This is a genomic window from Rhizobium chutanense (assembly GCF_002531935.1).
In the GTDB taxonomy this organism is placed as follows: domain Bacteria; phylum Pseudomonadota; class Alphaproteobacteria; order Rhizobiales; family Rhizobiaceae; genus Rhizobium; species Rhizobium chutanense.
Genome location: NZ_NWSV01000034.1, coordinates 1 through 14,204 on the forward strand (window position 1 = coordinate 1; position 14,204 = coordinate 14,204).

General features: G+C 61.3%; 15 protein-coding genes. 13 read left to right on the forward strand and 2 right to left on the reverse strand.

Features of this window, described 5'->3' with window-relative positions:
- Positions 1-90: 90 nt before the first annotated feature.
- Positions 91-927: an S-formylglutathione hydrolase gene (fghA, locus tag CO666_RS29700; RefSeq protein WP_097615600.1), complete on the forward strand. Its 837-nt coding sequence runs from the start codon at positions 91-93 to the stop codon at positions 925-927.
- 56 nt (positions 928-983) lie between these two features.
- Positions 984-1,556 carry an S-(hydroxymethyl)glutathione synthase gene (gene gfa / locus CO666_RS29705; protein WP_097615601.1) on the forward strand — a complete coding sequence of 191 codons (573 nt, stop codon included), beginning with the start codon at positions 984-986 and terminating at the stop codon, positions 1,554-1,556.
- Positions 1,557-1,791: 235 nt separating this feature from the next.
- Here the strand turns inward: gfa and CO666_RS29710 are convergent, their stop codons facing one another.
- The gene (locus tag CO666_RS29710; protein WP_097615602.1) at positions 1,792-2,565 is read right to left on the reverse strand and encodes a slipin family protein; all 774 of its coding nucleotides are present in this window, start codon (positions 2,563-2,565) and stop codon (positions 1,792-1,794) included.
- Positions 2,562-3,980: an NfeD family protein gene (locus tag CO666_RS29715; RefSeq protein ID WP_245436889.1), complete on the reverse strand. Its 1,419-nt coding sequence runs from the start codon at positions 3,978-3,980 to the stop codon at positions 2,562-2,564. The genes CO666_RS29710 and CO666_RS29715 overlap by 4 nt, the downstream gene beginning before the upstream one ends.
- A 240-nt stretch (positions 3,981-4,220) precedes the next feature.
- Here CO666_RS29715 and CO666_RS29720 point away from each other — a divergent pair, with 240 nt between their 5' ends.
- From CO666_RS29720 to nuoD, 11 genes are all read left to right on the forward strand, one after another.
- On the forward strand, positions 4,221-4,721 hold the full coding sequence (locus CO666_RS29720; RefSeq protein WP_097615604.1) for an NADH-quinone oxidoreductase subunit J: 501 nt from the start codon (positions 4,221-4,223) through the stop codon (positions 4,719-4,721).
- Positions 4,721-5,023: an NADH-quinone oxidoreductase subunit NuoK gene (gene nuoK, locus CO666_RS29725; protein WP_097615605.1), complete on the forward strand. Its 303-nt coding sequence runs from the start codon at positions 4,721-4,723 to the stop codon at positions 5,021-5,023. The genes CO666_RS29720 and nuoK overlap by 1 nt, the downstream gene beginning before the upstream one ends.
- A gap of 5 nt (positions 5,024-5,028) precedes the next feature.
- Positions 5,029-6,492: a monovalent cation/H+ antiporter subunit D family protein gene (locus CO666_RS29730; RefSeq protein ID WP_097615606.1), complete on the forward strand. Its 1,464-nt coding sequence runs from the start codon at positions 5,029-5,031 to the stop codon at positions 6,490-6,492.
- Positions 6,489-6,743 (forward strand): hypothetical protein, encoded by a 255-nt coding sequence (locus tag CO666_RS29735; RefSeq protein WP_097615607.1) that lies wholly within the window; start codon positions 6,489-6,491, stop codon positions 6,741-6,743. The genes CO666_RS29730 and CO666_RS29735 overlap by 4 nt, the downstream gene beginning before the upstream one ends.
- On the forward strand, positions 6,736-8,511 hold the full coding sequence (locus CO666_RS29740; RefSeq protein WP_097615608.1) for a Na(+)/H(+) antiporter subunit D: 1,776 nt from the start codon (positions 6,736-6,738) through the stop codon (positions 8,509-8,511). Before CO666_RS29735 ends, CO666_RS29740 begins: the two co-directional genes overlap by 8 nt.
- Before the next feature lie 8 nt (positions 8,512-8,519).
- Entirely contained in the window at positions 8,520-9,995 is a 1,476-nt protein-coding gene (locus tag CO666_RS29745; RefSeq protein WP_097615609.1) for an NADH-quinone oxidoreductase subunit M, read from the forward strand.
- On the forward strand, positions 9,992-11,431 hold the full coding sequence (locus CO666_RS29750; protein WP_097615610.1) for an NADH-quinone oxidoreductase subunit N: 1,440 nt from the start codon (positions 9,992-9,994) through the stop codon (positions 11,429-11,431). Before CO666_RS29745 ends, CO666_RS29750 begins: the two co-directional genes overlap by 4 nt.
- A gap of 129 nt (positions 11,432-11,560) precedes the next feature.
- Positions 11,561-11,926, forward strand: coding sequence for an NADH-quinone oxidoreductase subunit A (locus CO666_RS29755; RefSeq protein WP_097615611.1), 366 nt, complete (start codon positions 11,561-11,563; stop codon positions 11,924-11,926).
- Positions 11,914-12,417 carry a NuoB/complex I 20 kDa subunit family protein gene (locus CO666_RS29760; RefSeq protein WP_003582024.1) on the forward strand — a complete coding sequence of 168 codons (504 nt, stop codon included), beginning with the start codon at positions 11,914-11,916 and terminating at the stop codon, positions 12,415-12,417. Before CO666_RS29755 ends, CO666_RS29760 begins: the two co-directional genes overlap by 13 nt.
- Positions 12,414-12,950: an NADH-quinone oxidoreductase subunit C gene (locus CO666_RS29765; RefSeq protein WP_097615612.1), complete on the forward strand. Its 537-nt coding sequence runs from the start codon at positions 12,414-12,416 to the stop codon at positions 12,948-12,950. The genes CO666_RS29760 and CO666_RS29765 overlap by 4 nt, the downstream gene beginning before the upstream one ends.
- A gap of 29 nt (positions 12,951-12,979) precedes the next feature.
- Complete coding sequence (gene nuoD / locus CO666_RS29770; RefSeq protein WP_097615613.1) at positions 12,980-14,194, forward strand: NADH dehydrogenase (quinone) subunit D; 1,215 nt, start codon at positions 12,980-12,982, stop codon at positions 14,192-14,194.
- Positions 14,195-14,204: the final 10 nt, after the last annotated feature.

Consider the following 14,204-nt stretch of genomic DNA (forward strand, 5'->3'; position numbering starts at 1 on the left):
ACCCACACCATGCCGCTCGAAGACATCAACAAGGGCTTCGAGCTGATGCATAAGGGCGAAAGCATCCGCGGCGTGGTCGTGTATTAAGCGATGAAGACGATCTCGACCGATAAGTCTTACGGCGGCACTCAGGGCATCTACGTCGAGCGCTCCGAGGCCTGCGACTGCGACATGACCTTCGCGGTGTTCGTGCCGCCGCAGGCCGCCGAGCGCAAGCTGCCGGTGCTGTGGTATCTGTCCGGCCTGACGTGCACACATGCCAATGTCATGGACAAGGGCGAGTATCGGCGGCTTGCCGCCGAGCTCGGGCTGATCATCGTCTGCCCGGACACCAGCCCCCGCGGGGACCATGTTCCCGACGAGGCCGACAACTGGCAGTTCGGCAAGGGGGCGGGCTTCTACGTCGACGCCACCGAGCCGCCCTATGCAGCGAATTATCGCATGTCCAGCTACATCACCGACGAGCTGCCGCGCCTGCTTGCCGCGGAATTTCCCGTCGACATGGAGCGCCAGGCAATCTTCGGCCATTCGATGGGCGGCCATGGCGCGATCACCATCGCGCTCAAGAACCCCGGCCGCTTCCGGAGCTGCTCGGCCTTCGCGCCGATCAGCCATCCCTCGGTCTCCGGCTGGTCGAAACCGGCCTTCCGGAAATATCTCGGCGCCGACGAAAAAACCTGGCGGGCCTATGACGCCTGCTCGCTGATCGAAGACGGGCATCGCCTGCCCGAACTGTTCGTCGACCAGGGAACGGCGGATAGCTTCCTGGAAGATGGGTTGCGTCCCGACGAACTCAGGCAAGCCTGCGACGCTGCCGGCATCGACCTCACGCTTCGCATGCAGGAAGGCTACGGCCATTCCTACTTCTTCATTTCGACATTCATGGAAGACCATCTGCACTGGCATGCGCAGAGGTTGGGAAATTAGTTTGCAGAGCTCGGCCGGGCATAACGCAAACGGCCAGGGAGGGAAGGAGAAAATCAATGAGCAGCATAGCCATTCATCCGGCGGTGGATTCAGGCTTTCGAGCGACTGACGCTGCCTTTGCAGGCGGGACGCTCGTGTGCAAATGCACGAGCAATCCCGTCAAGGTCAGGATCAAGGGCGATATCGCCCACAACCACGCCTGCGGCTGCACTAAGTGCTGGAAGCCCGAGGGCGCCGTCTTTTCGGTGGTGGCGGTGGCGCCGACCGAAAGCGTCGAAGTCCTCGAAAACGGCAACAAGCTCGCGGTCGTCGATGCCGCGGCCTTGATCCAGCGGCACGCCTGCAAGGAATGCGGCGTGCATATGTACGGCCCCGTCGAGCGCGAACATCCCTTCCAGGGATTGTCCTTCGTCCATCCGGAGCGCTTCCAGGAAAGCGGCTGGGCAAAGCCGGGCTTTGCGGCCTTCGTATCGTCGATCATCGAAAGCGGCTTCGATCCGGCCAAGATGGACGCCGTCAGAGCGCAGCTGAAGGCATCGGGCCTGGAGCCTTATGATTGCCTCTCGCCCGGCCTGATGGACTACATCGCGACCTGGACCGCCAAGAAAAGCGGCGCGCTGGCCGCGTAATTCTCCGGGGAGCGCCGAACAGGCGCTCCCCGACCATCGCCGGTATCCCGATCGAGATGATGGCCGCGCCGCCAGTTTGCCGGCGCTCAGGCTTCCGTGCCTGGCTGCAAACAACTCTCACGACCTGCCCTCAGAACCCGCTTGGGAAGAACGTTCGCGATGGCTGCCGCCGCGGAGCTTTCCCCACGGCGATGTCACGTTGTTTCATCACTGAACGAAGAGGGGGTGCCGTTGCTCATTCCGTTGGCTTGTCGGCCTTGCCGTCCAGGAGATGAATGAGTTCCATGGGGAACGGAAATACGATCGTCGAATTGTTTTCCCCGGCAATAACGTTCAGCGTGCTCAAGTAGCGCAGTTGCATTGACATCGGTTGTCTGGCCAGCATTTCCGCCGCTTCCACCAGCTTTGCCGCGGCCTGCTGCTCGCCCTCGGCGTTGATGATTTTTGCACGCCGCTCGCGTTCTGCCTCGGCTTGCCGGGCAATCGCACGGATCATCGACTCGTTAATGTCGACATGCTTGATCTCAACATTGGCCACTTTGATGCCCCACGCATCCGTTTGGGCGTCGAGCATTCTCTGGATATCTTCGTTGAGCCTGTCGCGTTCCGCGAGCATCTCGTCGAGATCGTGCTTGCCGAGCACCGAGCGCAACGTCGTTTGGGCAAGCTGGCTCGTGGCTGCCATGAAATCCTCGACCTGAATCACCGACTTCTCCGGATCGATGACCCTGAAGTAAATCACCGCGCTCACGCGAACCGAAACGTTGTCATGGGAGATGACGTCCTGGCTGGGGACGTCGAGCACGCGCGTGCGCAGGTCGACCCGCACCATTTGCTGTACGTAAGGGACAAGCAGGATCAATCCAGGGCCTTTCACGCCGGTAAATCGGCCGAGTGTAAAGACGACCGCCCGCTGATACTCGCGCAAGATCTTGATCGCGCTCGCCAGGGTGATCAGCAACAGGACAACTGCGACGATATAGAAGATGAAACCTCCAATCATGGTCATCTCAGCTTCTCCTTGCTTTCTTCAGGTCCCCGATTCTTGCGGGGATCACGGGTGACCTCGAGGGTTAACCCATTTCTGGCAATGACCGTCACCTCGTCTCCGTCCGTGAGCGGTTCGGCGGAGGCGGCGCTCCAGCGCTCTCCATGCGTGACAATGTAGCCGGTCGTGCCCGTCCAACTGGAGACTTTCCCTGAGATGCCGATCATCTGCTCCGCACCGGTCACCACGGCACGCCGGCGCGCGCCGAAGGCAAGGCGAACGACGATGAGGCTGAAGGCAAGGGCTGAAACACCGATACCAACCAGGACCTGACGGCTCACTTTCAGATCGGGCACATCCGTATCGAAGAGGATGGTTGCGCCCAGGACGAGGGCGACCGCACCGCCGAGGCCGAGGACGCCGAATGTCGGTGCATGCGCCTCCGCGACCAAGAGAGCAACCGCAAGCACGATGAGGCCGACGCCGGCATAGCTGACCGGCAGCATTGCCAGGGCGTAGAGACCGAGCAGCAGGCAGATGCCGCCGACCATTCCCGGGATAACCGCTCCGGGCGTAAGAAACTCGAATATCAGGCCGTAAATGCCGATGACCATCAGGATGAGTGCGACATTCGGGTCGGCGATCACCGAAAGCAGGCGTGTTCTCCAGTCAGGCTCGATGCTCTGGACAGCGAGATCAGTCGTATCAAGCCGGATGTCCGCTCCTCCTGCCCGTACCGTGCGACCGTTGGCTTTCGCCATCAGCTCGTCGACGGTGAGTGCGACGAAATCGATGACTTTTTCGCGTTCGGCCGCAGTCGATGAGAGGCTGGCCGCGTCGCGTACCGCCTTTTCCGCCCAGTCGGCGTTGCGATTGCGCAACTCGGCCAGCCCCCGAAGATAGGCAGCAGCGTCGTTCACGGCCTTTGCCTCTGCAGCGTTGCGTGACTGTTGCTCCTTGCTGTCGCCGTTCTGGCCGTTGTCTTGTCCGCTCCCACCGAGAGCAATGGGCGTTGCGGCGCCCAGATTGGTACCCGGCGCCATGGCGGCGATATGACTGGCATAGAGGATGTAGGTGCCGGCACTGGCCGCGCGGGCGCCGCTCGGAGCCACGTAGCTCGCGACCGGCACAGACGAGGCGAGGATTGCGCGAACGATGTCCCGCATCGAGGTATCGAGACCGCCGGGCGTATCCATTTGCAGGACGATCAACGCCACTTTACGATCGTTGGCAAGCTGGATGCCGCGGATCACATAGTCGGCGGACGCCGGGCTGACGGCGCCATTCAATTGCAGCAGTAAAGCGACGCGTTCCGAGCCCGCTGTCGAGGCGACGGAAAACAGGAATGCCGAACCCCAGATCAATGCCAAAGCGAAAATACGGATTGCCTCTCGGCAAAACCTCCGGGGCCGCATGGTCACCCGATCAATATTCATGTACTCTAATATAGGCTGGATTTGCCAAAAGATAAGGCAGAAGTTTCTTCACCAGCCACGGCGATCCCAACACGCATGTCGCCACATCCGGACTGGCCTGGTTTTGCTCCGCCGATGACAAAAATCTTGTGAAAAATCCGATAGTAGGGCACAATTTGCGAAGGCATCTGAAGTTGCGGCGCAATCTCAAATCCGGCCATCTCACGCCGAGTGACAGTTCGCGCCGGAGGGTCGGCGTCGATGGATCAGGGGTTCTTTCTTCTGTTCGCTACGGTATCCGTGATCACGGCCCTGACGATGGTTCTGGCGCGCAATCCGGTTCACAGCGCATTGGCGCTGATGGCGTGTTTCCTGCAGGTCTCGGCCATCTTCGTCTTGCTCGAGGCACCGTTGCTCGCGGTCATCCAGATCTTCGTTTATGTCGGCGCGATCATGGTCCTGTTCCTGTTCGTGATCATGATGATCGATGTGCGCGAAGCCGTGTTGCAGCGGTTCTTGCCGGGCGGAAACCTCCCGGCTCTGGTACTGCTCGTCCTGCTCGGGGTCGAGATACTCGTGCTGGTGCTCTGGAGCGATCGCTTTTCGGTCATGCAGCCCGTCACTATCAGCGGCGGCGACGACGTCAGGCAGCTTGGCACAGCACTTTTCGCCGACTATCTCCTGCCGTTTGAAACCGCCTCCGTAATCCTGCTGGCGGCCTTGGTCGGCGCCATCATGCTGGCGCGGAAGGAGCAGGGGTGATGGTTCCGCTCTGGTGGTATATTGTGCTCGGCGTGGTCCTGTTCGTGATCGGAGCGGCGGGCGTGCTGCTCAGGCGGAATATTCTCGTCGTCCTGATGTCGCTGGAGCTGCTGCTCAACTCGGTCAACATCAATTTCATCGCTTTCGGGCGTTACCACGCCGATCTCCGCGGGCAGATCTTCGCGATCTTCGTCATCGCAATCACCGCGGCAGAGGTTGCCGTTGCCCTCGGTATCCTGGTCGCCCTCGTGAGGAACAAATCCACCCTCAGGGTCGACGACGTCACGGTGATGAAAGGATAGCGGCTTTGGACCCGGTTGTATCGATCCGGCCGTTGCTTGCCATCACCGTCGCCGGTCTGGCGGCCCTTGCAGTTCTCCTTTTGAACAACCGCGAAAAACTTCGCGATCTGGTCTCGCCGTTGGCCGCGATCGCCATGTTCGCGATTGTCGTGTCGATGGCGCCCACGGTGCTGGCGGGCGGGACGGTCGAATTGCGCCTGTTCGAGATTCTGCCGGGGATTGACTTTGCTTTCCGGGTCGATGCGCTCGGCATGGTGTTTGCCACCGTCTCGTCGCTGCTGTGGATCGTGGCGGCGATCTATTCCATCGGCTACATGCGGCATTTGAACGAGCATGCCCAAACCCGGTTCTTCGCCTGCTTCGCCAGCAGTCTTGCGGCCGCCGCCGGTGGCGCCTTCGCCGCCAATCTATTTACACTGGTGATCTTCTACGAAGTGCTCAGCCTCGTTACCTATCCGCTCGTCTACCACCACGAGGACGAAGAGGGATGGAGGGGCAGCCACAAGTACCTCGTCTATCTGATGGGCGCCTCGAAAAGCGCGCTGCTCGCCGCACTGGCGCTGACCTACCATATTGCGGGGTCGCTCGACTTTGTCGCGGGGGGACTGCTGGCCGGGAGCGATGCCCCGGCGGCGCTGCTGACGGTCGTCTATTTCTGCTATCTTTTCGGCTTTGCCAAGGCCGCTGTGATGCCGATGCACGCCTGGCTGCCCGCCGCGATGGTCGCGCCGACACCGGTTAGCGCACTTTTACACGCAGTGGCAGTGGTCAAGATGGGCGTGTTCTGCGTGCTGCGGGTGGTGTTCCATGTCTTCGGCACCGGGCTGGTAGGCGGGCTGGGCCTCGGCATCGCCACGGCCTATCTGGCTTCGTTCACGATCCTGATGGCGTCGGTTTACGCCTTGACGCGGGACGACCTGAAGGCCAGGCTCGCCTATTCGACGGTCAGCCAGCTTTCCTACATCGTGCTGGGCGCGGCTCTGTTGTCGCCGGTCGCGATGGTTGGCGGGATCATCCACATCGCGGCGCACGCATTCTCCAAGATCACGCTCTTTTTCTGCGCCGGGTCGATCTATTGCGCGTCCGGCAAGCGTAACATCAGCGACATGGCCGGTATCGGCCGCAGGCTGCCCTGGACGATGGGGGCATTTTTCGTCGCTTCGCTCAGTATGATCGGGATACCGCCGACCGCGGGCTTCGTCAGCAAGTGGTATCTGGCGGAGGGCGCCGTGGCGGCGAGAGAGACCGTGTTCCTGGTCGTGCTCCTGGTGAGCTCGATCCTGAACGCCGCCTATTTCCTGCCGATCAGCTATGCCGCCTTCTTCCAGGCTGAGAGACAGGAGAGCCGGACCACGGTCCGTGAAATTCCGTTGGTCACGATTCCGCTGGTCGCGACGGCAATCCTGTCGGTGCTGATGGGCATTTTCCCGGGCTATTTTCTCACCCTGGCAGACGGAGTGATCCAATGATCAAGCGTGTCGTCGACTTCTTTGGTGACGAGCAATATGCGAGACCTCGCCGCCGACTGTTCTACCTTGTGCTCGTTCTGATCGTCGTCGCCGACTTTCTGGTCTTGCGCGAACACGCCGAATATCTGTGGGACAGCCTACCGGGCTGGTCGGCCGTCTACGGCTTCGTCTCCTGCGTCCTGCTGATCTTCGTTTCCAAGTTTCTCGGCCATCGGGTCGGGCTGATGCGGCGCGAGGACTATTATGACTGACTTCATCCATCCGGCTCTGCTCTTTATTCCCGGCGCCCTGCCGATCCCGTTCCTCAGCGGGTCGGTCCGCAAGGCCTATCTGCTTCTGATCCCTGCGCTGGCGATCCTTGCCGTGCTTGCGATGGAGCCGGGCAGCTATGGCGAAGCGCGGTTCATCGGGCAGGAGATCCTGATCGCGAAGGTGGATAAGCTCAGCATCGTCTTCGCCACCGTTTTCACCATCATGGCGCTGATCGGCATGGTCTACGCGCTGCACCTGACGGATGCCGGCCAGCACGTGGCTGCATTCGTCTATGTCGGCAGCGCGCTTGGCGTGGTGTTTGCCGGTGACTACCTGACCCTCTACCTGTTCTGGGAGGGCATGGCATTCGCCTCCGCCTATCTGGTCTTCGCGCAGCGTGATGGGCCGGCGATCCGGGCCGGCTTCCGCTATCTCATGGTCCATATCGCCGGCGGCGTCGTCCTGCTCGGTGGCATCATTTCCCACGGGCTCGCCACCGGATCACTGCTTTTCGGCCCGATCGCGGGGGGGCTCACCAATGGGGGAATGGAGGTCGGCGACTACCTGATCCTTTCCGGCTTCATCCTCAACGCGGCCGTGCCGCCGCTCAATGCCTGGCTGACCGATGCCTATCCGGAGGCGACCGTCACCGGGGCGGTGTTCATGAGCGCGTTTACCACCAAGACCGCCGTCTATGTGCTGGCGCGGGCGTTTCCGGGGACCGAGCTCCTCGTCTGGCTCGGCACCATCATGGCGCTCTACGGCGTCATCTACGCGGTGCTGGAGAATGATTGCCGACGGCTTCTCGCCTATCACATCGTCAGCCAGGTGGGCTACATGATCGCGGGTATCGGCATCGGGACCGAGATGGCGGTGAACGGAGCGGCCAGCCACGCTTTCGCGCATATCCTCTACAAGGCGCTGCTGTTCATGGGTGCCGGGGCCGTCATCTACGTCACCGGCCGGCGCAAGCTCACCGAACTCGGCGGGCTTTACAAGACGATGCCATTGACCGTGGCGCTTTACATGGTCGGCGCCTTCGCGATCTCTGCGTTCCCGTTCTTCTCGGGTTTCGTCACCAAATCGATGGTGATAGCGGCCGCAGGAGCGGATCACCGCGCGCTGGTGGTGCTGGCGCTGACGATGGCATCGTCCGGGACGTTCCTGCACACCGGCCTCAAGCTTCCCTATTACATGTTCTTCGGGACGGACCGGAAATTGGAGGCACGGGAGCCGCCGCGCAACATGCTGATTGCCATGGGCATGGCGGCGGTGCTCTGTATTGCGATCGGGGTATTCCCCCAGCCGCTTTATGCGCTTCTGCCCTATCCGGTGGATTTCGAACCCTATACGGGCCTGCATGTCATGGAGAGCCTCGGGCTGCTGATGTTCACCGCCCTGGGGTTCGTGCTGTTCCTCTGGGCGCTCGATCCCGAGAAGACGATCAGCCTCGATACCGACTGGTTTTATCGCAAGGGTGCGCAGGCCTTCATGTGGCTCGCCGAAAGGCCGCTGGCGCGCTATGAGCAGTCGGTGAGCAACGTCTCCGAGACCGCGGCGCTACCCTTGCTGCATGGCGCGGCGCGGGCAGGACTCCGGCTCGATCTCGCCGGCGTCGATGCCGTCGTGAATGGCATTGCCCACTCGATCCTGCACGGCGGCGGGCGGCTCAGGCGGCTCCAGACGGGTGTCGTGACCCATTACGTGCTGGCGATGGTCGTCGGTCTGATCGCAGCCACCGCCGTCTTCGTCGTGGCGTGGCGGTAGGGCGTGCCATGGGCTTCCCGCTCCTCAGCTTCATCATATTCACACCCGTCGCCGGGGCCGCGGTTCTGATGTTCCTGCGCGGTGACGATGCGGCGCGGTGGACTGCGCTCTCTTTCACCGTCCTCGACCTTGCTCTCTGCATCGCCATGCTGGTCGGCTTCGACATTACGACCCATGCCATGCAGTTCACCGAGACGCGCCCGTGGGTGCCCGCGCTCGGGATCAATTATGCGCTTGGCATCGACGGAGTAAGCGCGCTCTTCGTGTTCCTGACCGCACTGTTGGGGTCGATCTGCGTGCTCGCCTCCTGGGTCGCGATCGACCGAAAGGTGAAGGAATTCATGATCTGCCTGCTCTCCATGCAGGCGCTGATGCTCGGGGTCTTCTGCGCGCTCGATCTGTTCCTTTTCTACGTCTTTTGGGAGGCGATGCTGATCCCGATGTACCTCATCATCGGCGTCTGGGGCGGCGAGGGTCGGGTCTATGCGGCGATCAAGTTTTTCCTCTACACGCTGGCGGGCAGCCTGCTGTTCCTGATCGGTGTCATCGTGCTCTATTTCTACGGTGGCAGGACCTTCGATATTCTCGCTTTGACGGAACAGGAGTTACCGTTCCGGGTCCAGTCCTGGCTGTTCTTCGCCTTCCTGATCGCTTTTGCGGTCAAGGTGCCGATGGTGCCGGTCCATACCTGGCTGCCGGACGCCCATGTGCAGGCGCCGACGGCGGGCAGCATTATCCTCGCCGGCGTGCTCCTAAAGATGGGCGCCTACGGATTCCTGCGGTTCTCGCTGCCGATGCTGCCGGAGGCATCGATGTATTATTCGACGCTGATGCTGGCGCTTTCGGTGCTTGCGATCGTCTATGGCGGGTTGCTCGCGCTGGCGCAGGACGATCTGAAGAAGCTGGTGGCCTATTCCAGCATCAGCCACATGGGCTTCGTCACGCTGGGGATTTTTGCACTGAACCTCCGCGGGCTCGAGGGCGGTATCCTGCAGATGTTCAATCATGGCGTGACGACAGGCGCCCTGTTCCTGTTCGTCGGGCTGATTTACGAGCGGACCCATACCCGCAGCATCGCCGACTATGGCGGGTTGATGAAGGTGGCGCCGGTCTACACCACGTTTCTGGCACTCTTTACCCTGTCGTCGATGGCGCTGCCGGGAACGAATTCGTTCGTGGGCGAGTTGCTGGTGCTGTCAGGCGGGTTTGCGGCCAACCTGGTCGCAGGTGCGGCCGCCGTTTTGGGCGCGTTACTCGGGGCTGCCTATCTGCTTGGCATGTATGGGAAAGTCGCGCTCGGCCCGGCCAGCGTCGGCGCCCGGCTGAAGATACGCGACGTGAACGCCCGTGAGATGGCTGCGATCCTGCCGCTGGCCGTCTTCGTACTCTGGGTTGGGTTCTATCCGAAACCCTTTCTCAACATCATCGATGCCTCGGTGAAGCATCTGCTGACGAACGTGCTCAGCAGGGGGAGCGGCCAATGACCGCCGCCATGCTTTTCCAGTCGGCCCTAGCGAGCCTGCCCGAGATCGTGGTGATCACCGGCGCCTGCATCCTGCTGATCCTGGGACAGTTTGTGCGAAAGGGACAGGAACATTTCCTTGTCTGGGCGTCGGTCGCGGTCGTGTTGATTGCCGCCTTGGCGACACTCATGCTGGCGAGCGAGGTGCGGCCTGCCTACACGGGCATGTTCATCGCCGACCGCTTTGCGGTCTTCTTCAAGTTTGTTTTCTATCTTGCCACCGTTCTGACATTCCTCCTTTCGCGAAAATATGCCGATATCGAAAGGATCGGGAGCAGCGAATACTATGTCCTGCTGCTCCTAGCGCTTTCGGGCATGATGATCATGGCCTCGGCGACCGATCTCCTGTCGATCTATGTGGGCCTCGAACTGATGGTAATTTGCACCTATGTGCTGACCGGCTTCCTGCGGCGCGAGCGGCGGTCGAACGAAGCAGCACTGAAATACGTGATCCTTGGCGCGGTCTCGACCGGGATTTTCCTTTACGGCGTTTCGCTGATCTACGGGCTTACCGGCACGACGCAACTGGACGGGATGGCTGCGGCGGTGACCGGCGATCCGCTCGATCCCGGATTGCTGCTGGCGGTGGTCTTCATCGTCGCGGGGCTGGTCTTCAAGGTCGGCGCGGTTCCCTTCCATATGTGGCTGCCGGACGTCTATGAGGGCGCGCCGACGACGATCACCGCCTTCATGTCGGTTGGCCCCAAGGCGGCGGGGTTCGCGGTGATCCTGCGGGTGTTCCTCAACCCTCTGGTCGCAGCCTCGAACGTCTGGATCATCGTCGCCGTCATTGCCGTGGTGACGATGGCGCTCGGCAGCTTCGTGGCGCTGGTCCAGGATAATTTCAAGCGCCTCCTGGCCTATTCCAGCATCGCCCATGCCGGCTTCGCCATTTTCGGCGTGGCGGCCGGCGGTGCCGATGGGATCGCCAGCGTGATGCTTTACCTACTGATCTACGCTTTCACGAATCTCGGCATTTTCGCCGCCGTCATCATAATGCGGAACGACGATGTCTCGGGCGAGGTCATCGAAGACTATGCGGGTTTCGCCAAGTCACATCCGGGGCTGGCGCTTCTGATGCTGCTCTATCTCTTCTCGCTGGCCGGCATTCCGCCGACGGCCGGGTTCTTCGCCAAGTTTTACGTGCTGGTCGCCCTCGTCGAGCGTGGTTTCGTCATGCTGGCGGTCATCGCAGTGTTGCTCAGCGCCGTCGCTGCCTATTTCTACATCCGCATCGTCATGGTGATCTACATGCGCGAGCCGAAGAGGGCGTTCGCCCCGGCGCTGACGCCCCTGGTGCGCGTAACGCTGGCTGTCACCGCCGCCGGCACCATCGGCATCGGCCTATTTCCGTCGTGGTTTCTGAAGCTTGCCCAAGATTCGGTCTTTGGCGGGTGAGCGATTGGATTTGCAATGATCACACCGACGGAATAGACTTGAAGATGGAGGAAGGATTGCCCAAGTCGCCCCGTGGCGTGACCGATCTACCGGTTCGCAACGAGGTCAGTGGGCAACCGGTGCAGTGATATGACTGCAATGGAATTCTTGCCCGTTCTTTTCATGGTCGCCGGAGTCGTTCTGGTGGTGGGGGTGACGTTGTTCGTTTCCTCGCTGCTGCGCCCATCCAATCCCTACCCCGCCAAGAACATGCCCTATGAATGCGGCATGGACGCCGCGGGCGAGGCGGCGGCGGGCCGCTTCAGGGTGCCGTTCTTCATCCTCGCGATCCTCCTGGTCGTTTTCGATGTCGAAGCGATGTTCCTCTTTCCCTGGGCCGTCGTCCTGAAAGAGATCGGGCTGGTCGGCTATGTCGAGATGTTCATCTTCATGGTGCTGCTTATCGTGGGCTTCGCCTACGCCTGGCTGAAAGGAGCGCTGGAATGGGAGGCGTAAACAACGCGATCCGCGACAGCGTGCTGTTCACCACGGCCGACAGCATCATCAGTTGGAGCCGGAGGTCAGCGCTGTGGCCGGAGACCTTCGGCATTGCCTGCTGCGCCATCGAGATGATCTCGGCCGGCTGCGCCCGCTACGATCTCGACCGGTTCGGCGTGGTGTTCCGCCCTTCGCCGAGACAATCCGACGTCATGATCATCGCCGGCACCGTGACCCGGAAATTCGCGCCCGTCGTGCGGCGGCTCTATGACCAGATGCCGGAACCGCGCTGGGTGATCGCAATGGGCACCTGCGCTATTTCAGGCGGCGTCTACAACACCTATGCCGTGGTGCAGGGATCAGAAACCTTCGTGCCCGTCGATGTGCATGTGCCCGGCTGTCCGCCCCGTCCCGAGGCGCTGATGCACGGCTTCCTGCTGCTACAAGAAAAGATCAAGAGGTCCCGGGCGCTCGCCGGCACACCTCTGGATCGGGTTATAGCGTCATGAGTGCGGGGCCGTCCCTCAATCGCGCTTTGATCATGGAGCGCTTCGGAGAAACAATCGAGGACCTCGGCACTGCGCACGGTATCGACGCCTTTGCCGTTCCGCCCGCAAGGATTGTCGAGTTCTGTCGGTTCCTGAAAGCGCATCCGGCGCTGCAATTCAATTTCCTCTCGGACATTTGCGGGGTCGATCATTATCCCGAAACGCCGCGGTTCGAGGCGGTCTACCATCTTTATTCGCTGCCCAACAGGTGGCGGGTCCGCATCAAGTGCCGGCTTGGCGATCCTCCTGAAGTGCCTTCGGTCACGGGAGTCTGGCGCACCGCCAATTGGCATGAGCGCGAGGCCTGGGACATGTATGGCATCCGGTTCGAGGGACATCCCGATCTGCGCCGGATCTACATGTGGGAAGGCTTCGAGGGCTTTCCCCAGCGCAAGGATTTCCCCTTAAGGGGCTATAAGGACAAGTTGAACCCCTTTGGTGCCGAAGGTCCGCCGCCAACGCAGCCCGACCTTGCCACCAGGGACATTCCGTAAGGGAGGCCGTTCTACGCCGGAACGTTGAGATGACCGAAGTCACCGAGCTCAGCAGGCCTGAGGGTGAAGCGCTCAATACCAGGGAAGTGCTTCTCAACCTCGGTCCGCAGCACCCCAGCACCCATGGGGTTCTTCGGCTCGTCCTCGAACTGGACGGCGAGTTCGTCGAGCGCGTCGATCCGCATATCGGCTATCTCCATCGCGGCACCGAAAAACTGGCGGAGAGCTTCACCTACACCCAGATTTTCCCGCTGACGGACCGGCTCGACTATCTCTGTCCGCCTTCGAACAATCTCGCCTTCGCGCTGGCGGTGGAGAAACTCCTCGGCATAGAAGCACCGATCCGGGCGCAATATATCCGCGTGATGATGGCCGAGCTGGCACGGATCTCCGGTCACCTCCTCATCACCGGCGCGCTGCCGATGGATCTCGGCGCCATGACCGCGCTGCTTTACGTCATGCGCGAGCGCGAAATGATCATGGACCTCCTGGAAATGATCACCGGTGCGCGCATGCACACGTCCTTCTGCCGGGTCGGCGGGGTGCGCGAGGACCTGCCTGACGGGTTCTTCCCCAAGATCCGGGAGTTTTGCGACATCTTCCCGAACCGGATCCGCGATTATGAGCGACTGCTCGAAGATAACCGGGTGTTTCTCAATCGCACGAAGGGGATCGGCGTGATCTCCGCCGAGGATGCTGTCGATCTCGGCCTCAGCGGCCCGAACCTGCGTGCATCAGGTGTCGACTGGGACATCCGGCGCGATGAGCCCTACGAGATCTACGACCGGCTCGATTTCAACGTCATCACCCGCAACGAGGGCGATTGCTATGCACGCTGGCGATGCCGCGTCGACGAGATGCGCGAAAGCATGAGGATTATCGAACAATGCATCGACCAGATGCCCGAAGGGCCGTTCCAGATCGACATGCCGACAATCGCCTTCCCGCTGGACAAGGATCGGGTGCACTGCTCGATGGAGGCGCTGATCCAGCATTTCGACCTGTCGGCTTACGGCTTCAAGGTGCCGAAGGGCGAGGTCTATTCGGCGATCGAAGCGCCAAAGGGCGAGCTTGGCTTCTACATCATCAGCGACGGGTCGCCAAAACCGTTCCGCATGAAGGTGCGGGCACCCTCGTTCGTCAATCTTCAGGCCCTCTTCGGGGTCACCAACGCCCGCTATCTGGCGGACATGATCGCCGTGCTCGGCAGCCTCGACCCTGTGATGGCGGAGGTGGACAAGTAGCAAGGATTTG

Coding starts and splice junctions, on each gene's coding strand:
- gfa (WP_097615601.1), top strand. CDS start 984: ATGAGCAGCATAGCCATTCATCCGGCGGTGGATTCAGGCTTTCGAGCG.
- nuoD (WP_097615613.1), top strand. CDS start 12,980: ATGACCGAAGTCACCGAGCTCAGCAGGCCTGAGGGTGAAGCGCTCAAT.
- CO666_RS29710 (WP_097615602.1), bottom strand. CDS start 2,565: ATGACCATGATTGGAGGTTTCATCTTCTATATCGTCGCAGTTGTCCTG.
- CO666_RS29765 (WP_097615612.1), top strand. CDS start 12,414: ATGAGTGCGGGGCCGTCCCTCAATCGCGCTTTGATCATGGAGCGCTTC.
- CO666_RS29755 (WP_097615611.1), top strand. CDS start 11,561: ATGACTGCAATGGAATTCTTGCCCGTTCTTTTCATGGTCGCCGGAGTC.
- CO666_RS29720 (WP_097615604.1), top strand. CDS start 4,221: ATGGATCAGGGGTTCTTTCTTCTGTTCGCTACGGTATCCGTGATCACG.
- CO666_RS29715 (WP_245436889.1), bottom strand. CDS start 3,980: ATGAATATTGATCGGGTGACCATGCGGCCCCGGAGGTTTTGCCGAGAG.
- CO666_RS29735 (WP_097615607.1), top strand. CDS start 6,489: ATGATCAAGCGTGTCGTCGACTTCTTTGGTGACGAGCAATATGCGAGA.
- CO666_RS29750 (WP_097615610.1), top strand. CDS start 9,992: ATGACCGCCGCCATGCTTTTCCAGTCGGCCCTAGCGAGCCTGCCCGAG.
- nuoK (WP_097615605.1), top strand. CDS start 4,721: ATGGTTCCGCTCTGGTGGTATATTGTGCTCGGCGTGGTCCTGTTCGTG.
- fghA (WP_097615600.1), top strand. CDS start 91: ATGAAGACGATCTCGACCGATAAGTCTTACGGCGGCACTCAGGGCATC.
- CO666_RS29760 (WP_003582024.1), top strand. CDS start 11,914: ATGGGAGGCGTAAACAACGCGATCCGCGACAGCGTGCTGTTCACCACG.
- CO666_RS29745 (WP_097615609.1), top strand. CDS start 8,520: ATGGGCTTCCCGCTCCTCAGCTTCATCATATTCACACCCGTCGCCGGG.
- CO666_RS29740 (WP_097615608.1), top strand. CDS start 6,736: ATGACTGACTTCATCCATCCGGCTCTGCTCTTTATTCCCGGCGCCCTG.